Raw genomic sequence first — 18214 nt, 5'->3', positions numbered from 1 at the left:
CCGCAGAGCCGCGATCTACGTACGTCGGCAATATTAAATCAATAAAATCAATTGCTTGCTAAGAAGTTTCGTGCCGCAGCAGTTTGGCACCCATCATGCTTTGCAAGGGAAAACCCCGACAGAGGAGCCTTCCCCATGCAAGAGAGCGAACCCCCCATCACCCGTGATGCCGCGCTGCGCGTGGCGCTGGCGGCGCGGGCCATGCCCGGCATTTCCCTGCCGCAACTGATAGACGTGCTGCAGAACCGCCTCGGCAGCGACCGCCAGATCGATGTGGACGACCTGCGCACGGTTACCGTCACCGACCTCAAGACCGCCTTCGCCAGTGCCGACGGCGAGGAGGACGGCGAGGACATCGGCATTGGCCTGGAGGCGATGAAGCTCGCCGTGCGCATCCTGTGGGGCGACAGCGACGGCGAGATGCTGCCCCCGGTGCAGGACTACGCGGACGGCGACATGCCCGCCTCGGTGCGCGTGGCCCTGGCCTCCGACAGCGGCGAGGCGCTCAACGGGCATTTCGGTTCCTGTATCCGCTACCTGGTCTACCAGGTGTCCGCCACGGAAGTCCGGCTGGTGGGCGTGCGGGACGCGCTGGAGGCCGATTTCGCCGAGGACAAGAACGGCTACCGGGTGCAGCTCATCTCCGACTGCCACGTGGTCTATGTGGTCTCGGTGGGCGGTCCGGCGGCGGCCAAGGTGATCAAGGGCGGCATCTACCCCATCAAGCGCATCCAGGGCGGCGCGGCGGCCGAGGTGCTGGCCGAGTTCCAGCACATGATGAGCAATTCGCCGCCGCCCTGGCTGGCCAAGATCCTCGGGGTGGCGGCCGGCCAGCGGCTGAAGAACTACAACGCCGAGATGGTGGACGACTGAGGAGGCTGCCATGGCCGACAAGGATTACCACGCCATCGTCACCGACCTGATCGCCAACGCCATCAGGACCTCGAAAGTGACCGGCGAGAACGGCCGCATCACCCGCCTGGTGGCGGGCAGCATCGGCCGCTTCGCCGCGGAGCTGAAGGTGGGCAACCAGGAAGACGAAGCGCAGGCGCTGATCGAGCACGCGCAGGAGCTGCTCGCCGCGGGCGACGGCGCAGAAGTGGTGCCGGCGCTCACCGCGGCGGTGGCGGCGCTGGCCGTCATGCGTTGAACGGGGCGGCGGATGGCGGCGTAGAATGCGGGCCGTCGTCCATCCGCCTGCCCTTGCCATGACGCCCTCCGTTCTTCCGCGCTTCGCCCTTGCCGCGCTGGCGGCCCTGCTGCCCGCCCTGCCCGCGGCCGCCCAGCAGGCCATGCCGGTGTTCGAGCTGGGTGCGGGCATGTACCGCATCGAGGCGGAACTGGCGCACACGCCGCAGACGCGCCAGATCGGCCTGATGAACCGGCGCATGCTGGCGGGGCAGCGCGGCATGGTGTTCGTCTTTCCCCAGGATGCGCGCCACTGCATGTGGATGAAGAACACCTACGTGCCGTTGTCGGTGGCCTTCATCGACGGGGACGGGCGCATCCTCAACATCGCCGACATGACGCCCCACAGCGAGGAAAGCCACTGCGCGGCCAACGCCGCCCGCTACGCGCTGGAGATGAACAAGGGCTGGTTCGCGGACAAGGGCATCGCCGCGGGGACACGCATCCGCGGCCTGGAGCGCCTGCCGGCGCCGCAGTGACTCCCGCGCCCCAAGCGCCGAATTGAACCGTTTTACCCCGCCTTATCCACCGGCAGGACTTGCCGGTGGCCGGCCATAATTGCCGCGTGTCCACATCCGTCCGCGCTGACGCCAGCGTCGCGGGACGGGCCCGGAGCCGGCCATGGCCGAAGACAGCGATCTCGAGAAGACAGAACAGCCCTCAGCCAGGCGACTGGAGCAGGCCCGCGAGGAAGGGCAGGTTCCGCAGTCGCGTGAGCTGTCCACCTTCCTGGTCATCATGACCGGGGTGGCGACGCTGTGGATGCTGGGCGGCTGGTTCGCCGAGCGCATGCATATGCTGATCCGCCGCGGCTTCCACTTCGAGCGCGAGGCCGCCTTCGACCACACGCTGCTGCTCGACCGCCTGCACGACATCCTGGGCGGCGCGCTGATCACCATGCTGCCCCTGTTCGGCGCCCTGCTGCTGGCGGCGGTGGCCGCGCCCATCGCGCTGGGCGGGCTGGTGTTCTCGCCCAAGGTGCTCGGCCTCAAGTTCGACCGCATGGACCCGCTCAAGGGCCTGGGGCGGATGTTCTCCACCCACGGCCTGATGGAGATGGTCAAGGCCGCCCTGAAGGCGCTGCTGGTGGGCGGCATCGGCGCAATGGTGCTGTGGAACACCCGCGACCACATCTTCGACCTGATGATCGAGCCGCTGGAAGTGGGCATGCCGGACTTCGCCGAGACGGTGCTGTTCACCACCCTGATGATCGCCGCCAGTCTGGGCCTGCTGGCGCTGCTGGACGTGCCCTTCCAGCTCTGGCAATACCACAAGAAGCTGCGCATGACGAAGGAAGAGGTCAAGCGCGAGAGCAAGGAACAGGAAGGCGACCCGCAGCTCAAGGGGCGCATCCGCCAGATGCAGCGGGAGATGGCGCGCAAGCGCATGATGGCCGCGGTGCCCGAGGCGGACGTGGTGGTCACCAACCCGACCCACTTCTCCGTGGCGCTCAAGTACGACGCCGCGAAGATGGGCGCTCCGGTCGTCGTGGCCAAGGGCCGCGGCGAAACCGCCCTGAAGATCCGCGAGATCGCCCGCGAGCACGACGTGCCGATGCTGGAGGCGCCGCCCCTGGCCCGCGCCCTCTACGCCCATTGCGAACTGGAACAGGCCATCCCCGCCGGGCTGTACACCGCGGTGGCCGAAGTGCTGGCCTACGTCTATCAGCTCAACAACTGGATGGCCCAGGGCGGCCTGCCGCCCCAGGCGCCCACCGCCCTGCAGGTGCCCGCAGGCATGGACCCGGGCGCGCCCGACCGAACCACGGAACCGCTTGAATGAACGACATCCTCAGCCTGCGTGAACTGCTCACCCCGGCCCGCATGCGCCAGCTCGCGGCGCCGCTGCTCATCGTCATGATCCTGTCCATGATGGTGCTGCCGCTGCCGGTGTTCCTGCTGGACGTGTTCTTCACCTTCAACATCGCGGTGTCGGTGATGGTGATGATGGTGGCGATGTACACGAAGAAGCCCCTGGAATTCTCCGTCTTCCCCACCGTGCTGCTGGTCACCACGCTGCTGCGCCTGTCGCTGAACGTGGCCTCCACCCGCATCGTGCTCATGGAAGGCCACGCGGGCGGCGACGCGGCGGGCAAGGTCATCGAGGCCTTCGGCGCCGTGCTGGTGGGCGGCAACGTGGCCGTCGGCATCGTGGTGTTCGTCATCCTCACGGTGATCAACTTCGTGGTGATCACCAAGGGCGCCGGGCGCATCGCCGAAGTGAGCGCGCGCTTCACCCTGGACGCCATGCCGGGCAAGCAGATGGCCATCGACGCGGACCTGAACGCCGGTCTCATCGAGGAGAAGGAAGCCAAGCGCCGCCGCAAGGAGATCGCCCAGGAATCCGACTTCTTCGGCGCCATGGACGGTGCCTCCAAGTTCGTGCGCGGCGACGCGGTGGCGGGCATCCTGATCCTGATCATCAACATCATCGGCGGGCTCTTCATCGGCGTCATCCAGCACGACATGGCCATCGGCGACGCCGGGCACACCTATGCCCTGCTGACCATCGGCGACGGCCTAGTGGCGCAGATTCCGGCGCTGATCATCTCGGTGGCCGCCGGCCTGGTGGTCTCCCGCGTGGGGGACGAAGGGGACATCGGCAGCCTGGTCATCGGCCAGGTGTTCGCCAACCCGCAGGTGATGTTCCTCACCGCCGCCATCATCGGCGTGCTGGGCATGATTCCCGGCATGCCCAACTTCGTCTTCCTGCTGCTGGCGGCGCTCATCGCGACGCTGGGCTGGCAGCAGATGAAGAAGCGCCAGGCCTCCGCCGAGACGCCCGAAGCCGCGGCCCAGGCCGCTGCCGCCGCTGCGCCGGCCCAGGAAGCGCAGGAAGCGAGCTGGAACGACGTGGCGCCGGTGGACGTGCTGGGCCTGGAGGTGGGATATCGGCTCATCCCCATGGTGGACAAGGGCCAGGACGGGGAACTGCTCAAGCGCATCCGCGGCCTGCGCAAGAAGTTCGCCCAGGAGGTGGGCTTCCTGTCCGCGCCGGTGCATATCCGCGACAACCTGGAACTCAAGCCCAACGCCTACCGCATCGCCTTGAAGGGCGTGGAGGTGGGCGGCGGCGAGGCCTACCCCGGCCAGTACCTGGCGATCAACCCGGGCCGCGTCACCGGCCCGCTGCAGGGGCGCGAGACCAAGGACCCGGCCTTCGGCCTGCCGGCCTACTGGATCGACGCCGGCCAGCGGGAGCAGGCGCACGCGCTGGGCTACACGGTGGTGGACGCCAGCACCGTGGTGGCGACCCATCTCAACCACCTCATCCTCGACCACGCCGCCGAACTCCTCGGCCGCCAGGAAACCCAGGCCCTGCTGGACCATGTGGGCAAGGAATCGCCCAAGCTCATCGAAGACCTGGTGCCCAAGCTGCTGCCGGTGTCCACGGTGCAGCGCGTGCTGCAGAACCTGCTGGACGAGGGCGTCAACATCCGCGACATGCGCACCATCATCGAGGTGCTCGCCGAACACTCGGTGCGCAGCCAGGACCCGGTGGAACTCACCGGCAAGGTGCGCGAGGCCCTCGGCCGCGCCATCGTGCAGAGCCTGTTCCCGGGCAACGCGGAACTGCAGGTCATGGCCCTGGAACCGGGGTTGGAGCGCATCCTGCTGCAGGCCATGAGCGCCGGCGGCGAGGGCGGCGCCATCGAACCGGGGCTGGCCGACACGCTGCTGCGCCAGACCGCCCAGATCGCCCAGCGCCAGGAGGACATCGGCCTGCCGCCGGTGCTGCTGGTGCCGGTGCAATTGCGCATGCTGCTGTCGCGCTTCCTGCGCCGCGCCGTGCCCTCGCTCAAGGTCATCGCCAATTCCGAAGTGCCCGAAGCGCGCACCATCCGCGTCACCGCGATGATAGGCGCGGCGGCCTGAGGTCTTCCGCAGCGGGGGAATAGGCGGGGGAAATCCGGTTTATTCCGCCCTATCCCGGGGCCGGGCGGCGGCCATAATCGGAACCATCCTGCGCTGCGAGCGCGGTCGTCGGAGTCGGAGAAACACCATGAACGTCAAACGCTACTTTGCCCAAACCGCCCGCGAAGCCCTGCGCGCGCTCAAGGAGGAGCTCGGCGCCGACGCCATCGTGCTCTCCAACCGGGCGGTCAATGGCGGGGTCGAGATCCTGGCGCTGCCGGCCGACGCCGTCGGAGCGTTGCCGTCCGCACGTCCCGCGCCCCGGACCGCCAAACCCGCCGCCAAACCCGTCGCCGCCGCCAAGGCCGCGCGGGCCGAGGACGAGGACGACTACCGCGTCAGCCTCGGTGCCGCGGTCGCGCGCACCGCGCCGGTCCGTCCTGCCGAACCGGTCATGCGCGCCTTCAATCCGCCGCGCGTCGAACACGCCGACTATCCGCCCCGGAGCCGCGCCACCGCACCCGCCCCGGCGACCGACCCGTGGGCCGAGGCCATCGCGGCCGCGCAGGCGGCCGGCACCGCCGCGGCGCGCAGGCCGGCGGTCACCGAAGATGCGCCCGCCCGCAGCGCGGAGCGCGAACGCGAAACCCGCGAGCAGGACGCCCGCGTGCGCGAACTGCAGGAAGCCAATACCAAGCTGATGGCCGAACTCACCGGCATTCGCGGCATGATCGAACGCCAGCTCGCCGGCTTCGCCTGGGGCGAGGCCAAGCGCCAGGCCCCGGCACGCGCCGAACTGGTCGGCGACCTGCTGGAAGCCGGCTTCTCCGCGGTGCTCGCCCGCCGCCTGGTGCAGGCGGTGGGCGAGGAGGCCACCCCGGCCGAGGCGCGCAAGGCGGTCAGTACCGCCCTCAACCGCGAACTGCGCGCCATGTCGTCGGATGCCGACCTCATCGACCGCGGCGGCGTGTACGCCCTGGTCGGCCCCACCGGCGTGGGCAAGACCACCACCACCGCCAAGCTCGCCGCCCGCTGCGTGGTGCGCCACGGCGCCGACAAGCTGGCGCTGATCACCACCGACGGCTACCGCATCGGCGCCCAGGAACAACTGCGCATCTACGGCCGCATCCTCGGCGTGCCCGTGTTCTCCGTGCGCGACGCCGCCGACCTGCGCCAGACCCTGGCCGAACTGCGCAACAAGCACATGGTGCTGATCGATACCGTGGGCGTGAGCCAGCGCGACCGCATGGTGGCCGAGCAGGCCGCGATGCTGCTGGGTGCCGGCAACGTGCGCCGCCTGCTGCTGCTCAACGCCACCTGCCGCGGCGATACGCTGGACGACGTGGTGCGTGCCTACCAGGGCCCGAATCTGGCCGGCTGCATCCTCACCAAGGTGGACGAGGCCGCCTCGCTGGCGCCGTGCATCGACGTGGCGGTGCGCCGCGAACTGGAACTGTTCTACGTGGCCAACGGCCAGCGCGTGCCGGAAGACCTGCACCTGCCCAACCGCGCCTACCTGCTGCACCGCGCGCTGCGGGAGCAGGCGGAAGGCTCGCCGTGGAAGCTGCAGGGCGACGAGGCCGGCCTGCAGTTGGCCGCGGGCGGCGCGGGAGCCTGATCGTGATCGACCCGCGCGAAGACCAGGCCGCCGGGCTGCGCCGCCTGTTCCGCCGCGCGCCCCCGACCGTGGTGGCGCTGTATGCCACCGGGCGCCACGGCGCGCACAACGCGCTGCGCGCCGCCCACGCCATCGCCGGCCGCGGCGAGCGCGTGATCCTGCTCGACGAGGCCCCCAGCGAGGCCAGCCTGGCCGCGCGCCTGGCGCTGCGCCAGGGGCCGGACCTGCTCAGCGTGGTGGACGGCCGCGCCACCCCGGGCGAACTGCTGCAGCCCATGCCCGGCCTGCTCGGCCGCATCGCCACCTCCGCGGCTGCGCTGGCGCTGCCGCTGCTGGACGAACAGCGGCGCGAGGTCCTGCTCGGCGCCCTGCAGCAGATCCAGCGCCACACCGGTTTCATGCTCATCCATGCCGACGCGCAGGCGGCCGACGATCCCTCGCCCTTCGTCTATGCGGCGCCGCGCCGCCTGGTGGTGGCCGAGGCCAGCGCCAGCGGCGCCACCGAAGCCTACCGGCTGATCAAGCAACTGGCCGCCGCCGGCGCCGGTTCCCTGCACGTGGCCGTCGCCCGCGCCCGCAGCCGCAGCGACGCGGCGGCCTTCTTCGCCAGCCTGGAAGGGCTGGTGCGCCGCCACGTGGGTGTCGCGCTCGCCTGGCTCGGCGAGGTGGAACGGGACGACCTCGCCACCGGCCTCGCCCATCCCGTCGCCCAGAGCAGCCCGCGCGAGGCCGAACACGCCTTCCTGCACCGGCTCGCGTCCCTCGGACCGGGGGCTGCGCCGCCCCGGACGCTGCGGAGGTAGGGATCATGCTGGGCCTGACATATTCAACTGGTCATCCCGGCTCCGGTGCGGGAAAATGGCGGGCCGCCGGGTCTGGAGACGGTCCGGCGTCCGAAACCAGCCGCAGGAAGAAAATTCAGGTCACCTGGATGTACGACGCCGAAGGGAATCTCGACAAGGACCACCTGGTGGAGGCCTATGCCCCGCTGGTCAAGCGCATCGCCTATCACCTGATGGCGAAGCTGCCGGCCAGCGTGGAAGTCGAGGACCTGATCCAGAACGGCCTGATGGGCCTGCTCGACGCCATCGGCCGCTACGAGGACGGCCTCGGCGCCCAGTTCGAAACCTACGCCGTGCAGCGCATCCGCGGCGCCATGCTCGACGGCCTGCGCGAGAACGACTGGCTGCCGCGCAGCCTGCGGCGCGACATGCGCCGCATCGAGAGCGCCATCCACACGCTGGAGCAGCAGCACGGCCGCCAGCCCACCGAAACCGAACTCGCCGCCGCCCTCGACCTGCCGCTGGCCGACTACCAGCGCCTGCTGCAGGATGCGCGCGGCTATCAACTGGTGTATTTCGAGGATTTCACCGACGGCGAGGGCGAGGACTACTTCGAACGCCATCTCGGCGTGCATGAAACCAACCCCGCCGACCTGCTCGAGGACGCCGACATGCGCGGCGGTCTGGTGCGGGCCATCGACGGCCTGCCCGAGCGGGAGAAGCTCGTCATGGCGCTGTATTATGACGAGGAGCTCAACCTGCGGGAGATCGGCGAAGTGCTGGGCGTCACCGAATCGCGCGTGTGCCAGTTGCACAGCCAGGCCATCGCCCGCCTGCGCGCGAGCGTGTTCGGCCAGGGCGCCCCCGCGCCCACCGGCGCCCGGCGCGGCCGCCCGCCCAAGAAGCAGCCCGCCGGAACCTGATCGCGGCGGAGCCCGGAGACAGACTACATGGACAGTATCAGCCTCGTCGGCCTCACTTTGGGTCTTGCGGCCATCGTGGTGGGCCAGGCCCTCGAAGGCGGCCACATCGGCTCCCTGATCCAGCCCACCGCGGCCCTCATCGTGTTCGGCGGCACGCTCGGCGCGGTCATGCTGCAGAGCCCGCTGCGCGTGTTCATCGACGGCGCGCGCATGGGCAAATGGGTCTTCCTGCCGCCGGTGGCCGCGCCCGCCGAACTGATCGCCCTGGTGGTGAGCTGGAGCCACACCGCGCGCAAGGAGGGCCTGCTCGCACTGGAAGACCAGATTCCGCGCCTGCCCGAACCCTTCATGCAGAAAGGCCTGCAGCTGCTGGTGGATGGCGTCGAGCCCGAACGCCTGCGCGAGGTCATGGACGTGGAGATTTCCGCCTGGGAAGCGCAGATGAAGCAGGGCGCCAGGATATGGGAAGCGGCCGGCGGCTATGCGCCCACCATCGGCATCCTGGGTGCCGTGATGGGCCTCATCCACGTCATGGAAAACCTTTCCGATCCGTCCAAGCTCGGTGCCGGCATCGCGGTGGCCTTCGTCGCCACCATCTACGGCGTGGGCTCGGCCAACCTGATCTTCCTGCCCATCGCCAAGAAGCTGATGGCGCACATCGGCGGCATGACGTGGCAGCGCGAGATGCTGGTGGACGGTCTGGTCGGCATCGCCAACGGCGACAACCCGCGCATCATCGAAGGGCGCATGCAGGGCTACATCGTCTAGCCGGCGGTACACAGGAGGCGGGCTGCCATGGGACGGCGACGCAGAGGGGAAGAGGAACACGACAACCACGAACGCTGGATGGTGTCCTACGCCGACTTCATCACCCTGCTGTTCGCCTTCTTCGTGGTCATGTACTCCCTCAGTTCCATCAACGAGGGCAAGTACCGCATCCTGTCCGATTCCCTGATGCAGGCCTTCCGCAGCGGCGCGCTGCTGGAGGGCTCCAAGCACATCACCGAACCGGCGGTGATCTCCGGCTCCATGCTGCCGCCCATCGTGCGCAGGAGTCCCGAACGGGTGGAAACCGAGGCCGACACCGCGGCTGCGGTCCGCCTGCGCGAGATGGCCCGGCGCATGAACAGCATGGCGGACGAAATCCGCCGCGTGCTCGGCCCGCTCACCCGCAACGGCCAGGTCACCGTAACCGAGGGCGCGTTCGGCATCCGCGTGGAAATCAACGCCAGCGTGCTGTTCGCCCCGGCCGAGGCCACGCTGGGGTCCGAGGCGGTCGCCGCACTGCAGGCCGTGGCGCGCGTGCTGGCGCCGGCGACCTTCCCGGTGACCGTCGAAGGCCATACCGACAACCTGCCCATCAACAACTTCCGCTTCCCCTCCAACTGGGAACTGTCGGCCGTGCGCGCGTCGTCGGTGGTGCGCCTGTTCGTGGAGGCCGGGGTGGACCCCGACCGCCTGACCGCCGCGGGGTACGCGGACCAGCGCCCGGTGGCGCCGAACGGGGACGAACAGGGCCGTGCGCGCAACCGCCGCGTGACCATCCTGATCGAATCCATGCTCGCCGAACCGCCGCCCGGCGACATGCCGGGACGCATCCGCCCGGGCGATCCCATCCGCTCCATCCTGCCCGAAGAATCCGCCGCCGAACCGGGCTAGCGGATTCCCGCCGCGCGTCCAGCGGATTCTTGACGCGCATCAATATCGCACCCCCTCCGCTGTCACATCATTGCAACCTGCTATTGCGGAGGGGCACTCAGATGGCCGAACTTTTCCAGTGGAGCGACGAATTCAGCGTCGGCGTCGATGAAATCGACGACCAGCACGTGGAGCTCGTAGACCTCCTCAACCAGTTGCATGCGGCGGTGCGCGAACACCGGGGATCGGCCGCGGTGCGCGGCACGCTCGACGAACTGGTGGATTACACCCGTACCCATTTCGCTGCGGAAGAGCACATGATGCGCGATTCCGGCTACCCGGACTACGCCGAGCACCGCGTCCATCACGAGGCCTTGATCGACCAGGTGCGTGCCCTGCAGCAGAAGCTCGATTCCGGCGAAGCCTCGATCACCTTCGAACTGCTGCACTTCCTGCGCGTCTGGCTGATGCGCCACATCGGCGAATCCGACAAGCGCTTCGGTGCCTGGTACCTGGAGCACGGCAGCCAGCCGGAATGGGTGCCGGAAATGCGCCACGCCATGACCGCCCACCGGCGCTGGTGGCAGTTCTGGCGCTGAACGCCGCGGTACGGTAGTCCGGCCGCCGAACGGGAAAAGGGGAACGACGGGGCGGTCCGCGCCATGCGGTCCGCCCCGTCCTGTTTTCATCAGCCCAGGCGTTCCGGCTTGATCTTCGGCGCCAGCGGCGCACCCTTGCGCGCGCGGCGGTGGCGCAGGGTCTCCAGTTGCGCAGGCTTGAGTTCGATCCGCGTGGCCTTGCCGCCGCGCCCCGTGCCTTCCACCGTCAGCATCGCATCCGCGGGCGGCACCGCCACCGCGGCCAGCGCCTCGCCGTCGTCCAGCGCCATTACGATGACGCCGCGGCCGCCGGCCTGCACCTTCATCTCGCTCCTGGCGAACACCAGGATGCGGCCGTGTTCCGAGGCCGCGGCGATCCACTCGCCCTGCGCCGGGGCCGGCGCCAGCACCTTCTCGCCCTTTTCCAACGTCATGAAGGCCTTGCCGGCACGCTGACGGCTGGTGGCTTCATTGACCGTGCAGATGAAGCCGTAGCCGCCGGAGTTGGCGAACAGCCAGGATGACTCCGGGCTGGCGGAGACGGCCTGGGCGAGCTTGCCGCCGTCCTGGAAGTCCACCAGCGTGGCGATGGGCGTGCCGTCGCCGCGCCCGCCGGGCAGATCGGAGACCTTGACCGTGTAGGCGCGGCCGTTGGTGTCGATGACCACCAGCGGCCAGGTGGTGCGCGTTTCGATCACCGCGAAGGCGAAGTCGCCGGCCTTGTAGCCGATGGCGGCCGGGTCGATGCCGTGGCCCTGGCGGCTGCGCACCCAGCCGTTCCTGGAGACGATGACGGTCGCCGGTTCGTCGGCCACGCTGATCTCGGCCGCGGCTACCGGGGCGACGGTCTCGATCAGGGTGCGGCGGGCGTCGCCGTACTTCTTCGCGTCGTCGGCGATCTCGCGCAGGATCAGCTTCGTCATCGCGCCGCGGCTGTCGAGCAGGTGCTGCAGGCCTTCGCGTTCTTCCCGCAGTTCGGCCAGTTCCTTCTCGATCCGGATGCCTTCCAGGCGGGCGAGCTGGCGCAGGCGGATTTCCAGGATGTCCTCGGCCTGGATCTCGGAGAGGCCGAAGGCGTCGATCAGCGCGGGCTTGGGTTCGTCGGACTCGCGGATGACGCGGATCACTTCCTCGATGTTCAGGTAGGCGATCATGCGCCCGTCCAGGATGTGGATGCGGCGGTCGACCTCGGAAAGGCGGTGGCGGGTGCGGCGTTCCACGGTGGCGAAGCGGAAGGCGATCCACTCGCGCAGGATCTGCACCAGGCCCTTCTGCTGCGGCCGGCCGTCGGTGCCGATCATGGTGAGGTTCACCGAGGTGCTGCTCTCCAGCCCGGTGTGGGCGAGCAGTACGGCCATGAACTCGTCCCGGTCGATGCGGCTCGAGCGTGGCTCCAGCACGATGCGCACCGGCGCGGCCTCGGAGGATTCGTCGCGCACCGTTTCCAGCACGCCCAGCACCAGTTGCTTGAGCTGCTTCTGCTCCTGGCTCACGTCCTTCTTGCCGGTGCGCGGCTGCGGGTTGGTGAGCGCCTCGATCTCGGCCAGCACCTGGGCGGTGGACACGCCGTGGGGCAGTTCATGCACGATCACGCGCCACTGGCCGCGGGCCATTTCCTCGACCCGCCAGCGCGCGCGCAGGCGCAGGCTGCCGCGCCCGCCGGTGTAGGCGTCGCGGATGGCCTCGGCCGGCGAGATGAGCTGGCCGCCGCCGGGGAAGTCCGGGCCCGGCAGCAGCGGCAGGATGTCGTCCAGGCCCGCGTCGGGGTTGCGGATCAGGTGGCAGACGGCTTCGGCCACCTCGCGCAGGTTGTGGGGTGGAACCTCGGTGGCCATGCCCACCGCGATGCCGGAGGCGCCGTTGAGCAGCACGAAGGGCAGGCGCGCGGGCAGCAGCTTGGGCTCTTCGAAGGCGCCGTCGTAGTTGGGGACGAAATCCACCGTGTCGCGGTCGATCTCGGCCAGCAGCAGTTCGGCGATGGGCGTCAGGCGGCATTCGGTGTAGCGCATGGCCGCGGCCGAATCCCCGTCCCGCGAGCCGAAGTTGCCCTGGCCGTCCACCAGCGGATAGCGCAGCGAGAAGTCCTGCGCCACGCGCACCATGGCGTCGTACACGCTGGAATCGCCGTGGGGGTGGTATTTGCCGATCACATCGCCGACCACGCGGGCGGACTTCACGTGCTTGGCGCCGGCCGCCAGGCGCATCTCGTTCATGGCGTAGAGGATGCGGCGCTGCACCGGCTTGAGGCCGTCCTCCACCTGAGGCAGGGCGCGCGACTTGACCACGCTCATGGCGTAGGCGAGATAGGCGCGCTCGGCGTAGCGGTCCAGCGGCAGGCTGGCGTCGCCGTTGCCGTTGCTGCCGTTGCTGCCGTTCGCAGGCGGCGCGGGCGGGGCAGGGGGCTGCGGCGAGACGGCGGGAGTGGCGGCAGGTGTGGGGGCGATGTCGCCGAACAGGTCGGGAGTGTCGTTGCTCATGGGCATTGCAGCGGAATTCAGGGCCGGGGCGCGACGGCCGCCGGAAGAGGGGCGATCTTACCCTGTCCGCGTGACCTGACGCGAGCCGGCCGCGACCGCGGGCCGTCGCGGATGCCACAACACCGGCGCGGCGCTTGTCGCAACCGCAACGCGCCGTTCCCCCCAAGGAGACGCGACACAAGAACCGTTCGCCCTGAGCCTGTCGAAGGGCGGTTGCAGGACGCGGGCTTCGACAAGCTCAGCCCGAACGGACGTAGCGTATCGAGTTGCCGGGTTAGTAGTCGGACCCGGTCTCGGCGTCGTCATCCACGCCGTCGAGCATGGCGGCGATCACCGAGTGGCCGCACCCGTCTTCCGGGTCCAGCTCCTGGAGCTTGGTGACCAGTTCGCGGCTGGCAGCCACGTTGCCACGGCGCAACTCGATGAAGGCCATGGCCTTGAGGAACAGCAGCAGGAAGCGCTGGGGTACGCTGCGGCGCTTGTCGTCGCCCGCGTCGGCGGCCGTCCAGGTGTGCCAGTCCGGGCCCACACGCGCTTGGTGGGCCGCCTCGGCCAGCCCCTCCGTCGCCACCGACAGCGCATCGTCGAACTCGCGCTGCTGGTTCTGCAGTTTCAACAGGCAGCGGTAGGCCGGCAGCGCGCCCGGCGCGATCTCGATGGCGTGGCGGAACAGGGCGCGGGCCCGCGCCGGATCGCTGCGGTGGCAGCCCACGCCTTCCTGCAGCAGGGCATTGATGTGAGTTGGCAGCGGGCCGAAGTTGATGAGGTTTTCCTTGGGCGCGGGACGGGTCATGGCGGGGGCTCGGGATGCTGGTCCGCTCGGCGAAGCAAGGAGCATTCCGGGGATGCCAGCCCGGGCGGCTTGCCGGATTCCCCGAATCTCGTACGTCAAATGGATGGATGGCAGTGGCCAAAAGACATGAGTTTGTTATATTCCGCGCCAGAGGAGATTTCCGGCCGCCGGCGAGAATGTCCGTAAGGACGCCGCGAGCGGCACGCGGGCCACCCTTGCATCGACGAGGGCCGCGTTCGATTGACCACCTGCAACGGAGATATCCCATGGCACGCTTGCGCGCCCAACCCTTTGTTCCGCCCCGCATCGCCCGCCGTATCGCCACTCTCGTCGCCACTGCCGCGCTGCTCCTGGGCGGCACCGCCTTCGCCGAACCCGGCGTGGACAACGACACCGTCGTCCTCGGCCATACCGGCGCCCTCAGTGGACCGCTCGCCGAACTGAACAAGGAATACATCGGCGGCGCCAACCTGTATTTCAACCAGGTCAACGAACGCGGTGGCGTGAACGGCCGCCGCATCCGCCTGGTCACGCTGGACGATGCCTACGATCCCAACCGGGCGGCCGAGAACACCCAGGCCCTGGTTTTCCAGCACAAGGTCTTCGCGCTGTTCGCCAGCTTCGGTACCGGCCCCAGCCTGCAGGCGGCCCAGGTCGCCACGACCGCCAGGATTCCCCTGTTCGCCCCCTACAGCGGCGCCGAATCCCTGCGCGAGCCACGCAATCCCTACGTGTTCCACGTGCGCGCCTCCTATGCCCAGGAAGTCGAGAAGATCGTGGATCACCTGACCAAGGTCGGCGTGAAGTCCATCGGCATCGTCCACCACGCCGACCCCTTCGGCCAGGCCGGCTACGACGCGGCCCGGGCGGCGCTCGCCAAGCGCGACCTCACGCCCGCCGTGGTCGCGCCCATCGAGTCGAGTGGTGCGGACGCCGTCGAGACCGTGCGCAAGATCGTCTCGGTTTCGCCGGCCGCGGTCATCATGATCACCGCCGGGGAAAGCTCCTCGGTCTTCCTGCGCCTGCTGCAGGAATCGCCCGTCCAGCCGATGGTCTATGGCCTCTCCGTGATCAGCAGCACGCAACTGGTCCGCGACCTGGGCGAAAAGGCGCACGGCCTGGTCGTCGCGCAGGTGATGCCCTCGCCGTTCCGGATCGACTATCCCTTCGTGCGCGAATACCGCCAGGCCGCCCAGGCGAACAATGTTCCCCTCTCCTACGCCTCGCTCGAAGGCTACGTGGCGGCACGCAGCTTCACCGAAGCCCTGCGCCGCGGCGGCCGCGACCTGACCCGCGAACGCCTGATCGCCGCGCTCGAAAGCATGGGCGACTGGGACGTGGGCGGAATGAACCTTGCCTTTTCGTCGCGCCGCAACGTGGGCATGGATTACGTCGATCTGGCCGTCATCAGCCGCGGCAGTTTCGGCCGCTGACCGCCAGCCGCCAGACCCTCGCGTACCGCCCCGGGCGGGCGCTGTCGGGATGATCGGGGCCACGGTTTCCTGCTTGCAGGAGACCGTGGCCCTTCCTTTTGCTCATACGTTGCGAAACAGCTCAGTTCTTCGTACTTACGAGGAGGAGATGTATGGGGCGAGTGTTTCGTGGAGCAGCGGCTCCGCCCAATTTTCCAGCGCGAGGCCGGCAACGCGGTCGAATTCGCGCAGGTTGTTGGTAACCAGCGTGCAGCCCAGTGCCAGCGCATGGGCGGCGATCTGGGTGTCGAGGGGGCCGATGGGCGTGCCGGCGGTTTCCAGGGCACAGCGCACTTCGGCGTAGCGCCACATGGCCCGGTCGTCGAAAGGGGCGATTTCCAGCGGCAGCAGGAAGGTTTCCAGCGCAGCACGGTTGCGCGCCGATCCGCTCTTCGCCACGCCGTAGGCCAGTTCGCCGGCGGTGATCGCCGAGATACCGATGTCGCCTACCGGATGCTGTTCGAAGTGCCCGCGCACATGGGCGGGACGCTGGTTGATGAGATAGATGCAGATGTTGGTATCGAGCATGAATCTCACGGCAGCAGGTCCTCGCGCTGCTGCTGGGGCGGTTGCCGGCGTTCCAAGGTGAAACCCGGTTCGAACTGGTCGAGGGCGCCGAACAGCGTGCCCCAGCCGCGGCGCGGCAGCAGCACGACCGCGTCGCCGACGCGCTTGATGAACACTTCGTCGCCTTCGAAGCGGTATTCCTTGGGCAGCCGCACAGCCTGGCTGCGGCCGTTGGTGAAGAGCTTGGCGGTTTCCATGGCGGTCCTCCGGTAGACGATGGATACCGCGAGTATATACCCGGTGGCGATCATTGGTCGCTACCGGGGGTGGGTCAAATGTCCGCCTCCACCGTATCGCCTTTCTCCTCCATCCACGCCCGCCGCCCCGAAGCTTCGCCCTTGCCCATCAGCAGCGTGAACATGCGCAGCGTGTCTTCCAGCGCGTCCGCGCGCACGGCCACCGGCAGCACGCGGCGGGTGGCCGGGTCCATGGTGGTTTCGCGGAGCTGGTCGGGGTTCATCTCGCCCAGGCCCTTGAAGCGGCCGACCTCTATGCTGTCCGGGCGGATGCCTTCCTGCACCACGCGGTCGCGGATGGCGGCCAGTTCGCCTTCGTCCAGCGCGTAGAGGCGGCGCGCGGGGCGCTTCTTGCCTTGGGCGGGTACGTCTACGCGGTAGAGCGGGGGCTGGGCGACGTAGATGTGGCCGTGCTCGATGAGCCGGGGGAAGTGGCGGAAGAAGAGGGTGAGCAGCAGGGTCTGGATGTGGGCGCCGTCCACGTCGGCGTCGGACATGATGATGACCTTGCCGTAGCGCAGGCCGGAGAGGTCCGGCTCGCTGCCGGCGGTGTGGGCATCCACGCCCAGGGCCACGGCGATGTCGTGGATTTCGGCATTGGCGAGCAGGCGGTCGGGGTCGATCTCCCAGGCGTTCTGCACCTTGCCGCGCAGGGGCAGGATGGCCTGGGTTTCCTTGTTGCGCGCCATCTTGGCCGAGCCGCCGGCCGAGTCGCCTTCCACCAGGAAGAGTTCGTTTTCGGCGATGTCCTCGGATTCGCAGTCGGAGAGCTTGCCGGGCAGCACGGCCACGCCGGAGCTCTTCTTGCGCTCCACCTTCTGCGCGCTCTTCTGGCGCGCCTGGGCCTGGCGGATGGAGAGTTCGGCAATGGCCTTGCCGGCGTCCACGTGGTTGTTGAGCCAGATTTCGAGGGGGTCGCGGATTTGCCCGGAGACGAGCTTGACCGCCTCGCGGGAGTTGAGCTTTTCCTTGACCTGGCCCTGGAACTGCGGGTCCAGCAGGCGCGCCGAGAGCACGAAGCTCATGCGCCCGCACACGTCCTCCTGCTGCAGCTTGATGCCGCGCGGGAGCAGTGCGTGGTGTTCGATGAAGGATTTCACCGCCTCGAACACCCCGGAGCGCAGGCCGGATTCGTGGGTGCCGCCGGCCACGGTGGGGATCAGGTTCACATAGGACTCGCTCGGCACCGCGCCTTCGAACCAGGCCACGGCCCAGGCCGCGCCTTCCCCCGGGGCGAAGTTGGCGTCGTCGGCGCCGGCATAGCCTTCGGCGGTGTAGATGGGGGCGACCGGTTCCAGGTCGCCGGCCAGTTCCTTGAGATAGCCGGCCAGCCCCTCCGGATAGCTCCAGCGCTTGGTAAGCGCGGGGCCGGCAGCCTGCTCGATGTCGAGCTGCACGGCCACGCCGGGCAGCAGCACGGCCTTGGAGCGCAGCAGGCGTTCGACCTCGCCGAGGGGAATCCTGGGGTTGTCGAAGTATTTCGGATCGGGCCACACGCGCACCCGGGTGCCGCTCTGGCGGCCGCAATCGCCCACGGTCTGCAGCGCGCCGATGCGCTCGCCGCCTTCGGCGAAGTCGATACGGTACTGCTTGCCTTCGCGCTTGACTTCCACCTCGATGCGGGTGGAGAGCGCGTTGGTGACCGCCACGCCGACGCCGTGCAGGCCGCCGGAGAAGGCGTAGGCGGAGTTGCCCTCGCGCTTGTTGAACTTGCCGCCGGCGTGCAGGCGGGTGTAGGCCAGCACCACCACCGGCACGCCTTCTTCCGCGTGCAGGCCGACCGGGATGCCGCGGCCGTCGTCGGCCACGCTGACCGAGCCGTCCAGGTGCAGGGTGACGTGGATCTTCTTCGCAAAGCCGGCCAGCGCCTCGTCGGCGGCGTTGTCGATGACTTCCTGGACGATGTGCGCCGGGCTGTCGGTGCGGGTGTACATGCCCGGGCGCTCGCGTACCGGCTCGAGGCCCTTCAGGACACGGAAGGAGGATTCGTCGTATTGCTGCTTGCCTGTCATCGCGGACCCGTTGCAGTGGAACGGGCGCAAGGATACGGCGGGAGCGGGAAAGAGG

General features: G+C 68.9%; 17 protein-coding genes. 12 read left to right on the top strand and 5 right to left on the bottom strand.

From position 1 onward, the window contains the following. Nucleotides 1–135: 135 nt before the first annotated feature. From E6O51_RS02450 to E6O51_RS02400, 11 genes are all read left to right on the top strand, one after another. A complete protein-coding gene (locus tag E6O51_RS02450; RefSeq protein WP_136383395.1) occupies nt 136–873 on the top strand; it encodes a dinitrogenase iron-molybdenum cofactor biosynthesis protein in 738 nt (245 codons plus the stop codon). Between the two features lie 10 nt (nt 874–883). Beyond that, on the top strand, nt 884–1150 hold the full coding sequence (locus E6O51_RS02445; protein WP_136383394.1) for a hypothetical protein: 267 nt from the start codon (nt 884–886) through the stop codon (nt 1148–1150). Nucleotides 1151–1208: 58 nt separating this feature from the next. After that, a complete protein-coding gene (locus E6O51_RS02440) occupies nt 1209–1667 on the top strand; it encodes a DUF192 domain-containing protein (protein WP_136383393.1) in 459 nt (152 codons plus the stop codon). A gap of 142 nt (nt 1668–1809) precedes the next feature. Further along, nucleotides 1810–2970, top strand: coding sequence for a flagellar biosynthesis protein FlhB (gene flhB, locus E6O51_RS02435; RefSeq protein WP_136383392.1), 1161 nt, complete (start codon nt 1810–1812; stop codon nt 2968–2970). After that, nucleotides 2967–5063: a flagellar biosynthesis protein FlhA gene (gene flhA / locus E6O51_RS02430; protein WP_136383391.1), complete on the top strand. Its 2097-nt coding sequence runs from the start codon at nt 2967–2969 to the stop codon at nt 5061–5063. Before flhB ends, flhA begins: the two co-directional genes overlap by 4 nt. Before the next feature lie 127 nt (nt 5064–5190). Further along, nucleotides 5191–6660: a flagellar biosynthesis protein FlhF gene (flhF, locus tag E6O51_RS02425; protein WP_136383390.1), complete on the top strand. Its 1470-nt coding sequence runs from the start codon at nt 5191–5193 to the stop codon at nt 6658–6660. 2 nt (nt 6661–6662) lie between these two features. Next, complete coding sequence (locus E6O51_RS02420) at nt 6663–7463, top strand: MinD/ParA family ATP-binding protein (protein ID WP_136383389.1); 801 nt, start codon at nt 6663–6665, stop codon at nt 7461–7463. A 128-nt stretch (nt 7464–7591) separates the two neighbouring features. Beyond that, complete coding sequence (locus E6O51_RS02415; protein WP_136383388.1) at nt 7592–8365, top strand: RNA polymerase sigma factor FliA; 774 nt, start codon at nt 7592–7594, stop codon at nt 8363–8365. A gap of 27 nt (nt 8366–8392) precedes the next feature. Beyond that, nucleotides 8393–9133, top strand: coding sequence for a flagellar motor protein (locus E6O51_RS02410; RefSeq protein WP_136383387.1), 741 nt, complete (start codon nt 8393–8395; stop codon nt 9131–9133). 27 nt (nt 9134–9160) lie between these two features. Further along, nucleotides 9161–10024: a flagellar motor protein MotD gene (gene motD, locus E6O51_RS02405; RefSeq protein WP_136383386.1), complete on the top strand. Its 864-nt coding sequence runs from the start codon at nt 9161–9163 to the stop codon at nt 10022–10024. A 101-nt stretch (nt 10025–10125) separates the two neighbouring features. Further along, nucleotides 10126–10602 carry a bacteriohemerythrin gene (locus E6O51_RS02400; protein ID WP_136383385.1) on the top strand — a complete coding sequence of 159 codons (477 nt, stop codon included), beginning with the start codon at nt 10126–10128 and terminating at the stop codon, nt 10600–10602. 89 nt (nt 10603–10691) lie between these two features. On the opposite strand, the gene parC is transcribed toward E6O51_RS02400, so the two are convergent. Both parC and E6O51_RS02390 read right to left on the bottom strand, forming a co-directional pair. Then, nucleotides 10692–13079: a DNA topoisomerase IV subunit A gene (gene parC / locus E6O51_RS02395; protein WP_136383384.1), complete on the bottom strand. Its 2388-nt coding sequence runs from the start codon at nt 13077–13079 to the stop codon at nt 10692–10694. Between the two features lie 274 nt (nt 13080–13353). Further along, nucleotides 13354–13872, bottom strand: a complete 519-nt coding sequence (locus E6O51_RS02390; RefSeq protein WP_136383383.1) for a tetratricopeptide repeat protein — start codon at nt 13870–13872, stop codon at nt 13354–13356. Nucleotides 13873–14138: 266 nt separating this feature from the next. Between E6O51_RS02390 and E6O51_RS02385 the strand changes: the two genes are divergently transcribed. Next, nucleotides 14139–15305, top strand: coding sequence for an ABC transporter substrate-binding protein (locus E6O51_RS02385; protein ID WP_168735162.1), 1167 nt, complete (start codon nt 14139–14141; stop codon nt 15303–15305). Between the two features lie 135 nt (nt 15306–15440). Here the strand turns inward: E6O51_RS02385 and vapC are convergent, their stop codons facing one another. The 3 genes from vapC to E6O51_RS02370 form a co-directional block, all read right to left on the bottom strand. Then, the gene (gene vapC, locus E6O51_RS02380) at nt 15441–15872 is read right to left on the bottom strand and encodes a type II toxin-antitoxin system tRNA(fMet)-specific endonuclease VapC (RefSeq protein WP_230976687.1); all 432 of its coding nucleotides are present in this window, start codon (nt 15870–15872) and stop codon (nt 15441–15443) included. A 5-nt stretch (nt 15873–15877) separates the two neighbouring features. After that, the gene (locus E6O51_RS02375) at nt 15878–16108 is read right to left on the bottom strand and encodes an antitoxin (RefSeq protein WP_136383380.1); all 231 of its coding nucleotides are present in this window, start codon (nt 16106–16108) and stop codon (nt 15878–15880) included. 74 nt (nt 16109–16182) lie between these two features. Continuing rightward, entirely contained in the window at nt 16183–18159 is a 1977-nt protein-coding gene (locus tag E6O51_RS02370; RefSeq protein WP_136383379.1) for a DNA topoisomerase IV subunit B, read from the bottom strand. Nucleotides 18160–18214 lie beyond the last annotated feature (55 nt).

It is taken from the genome of Pseudothauera rhizosphaerae (assembly GCF_004801305.1).
In the GTDB taxonomy this organism is placed as follows: domain Bacteria; phylum Pseudomonadota; class Gammaproteobacteria; order Burkholderiales; family Rhodocyclaceae; genus Pseudothauera; species Pseudothauera rhizosphaerae.
The sequence above is the reverse complement of the archived record's forward strand: the minus strand, read 5'-3'. Positions and strand labels throughout refer to the sequence as shown.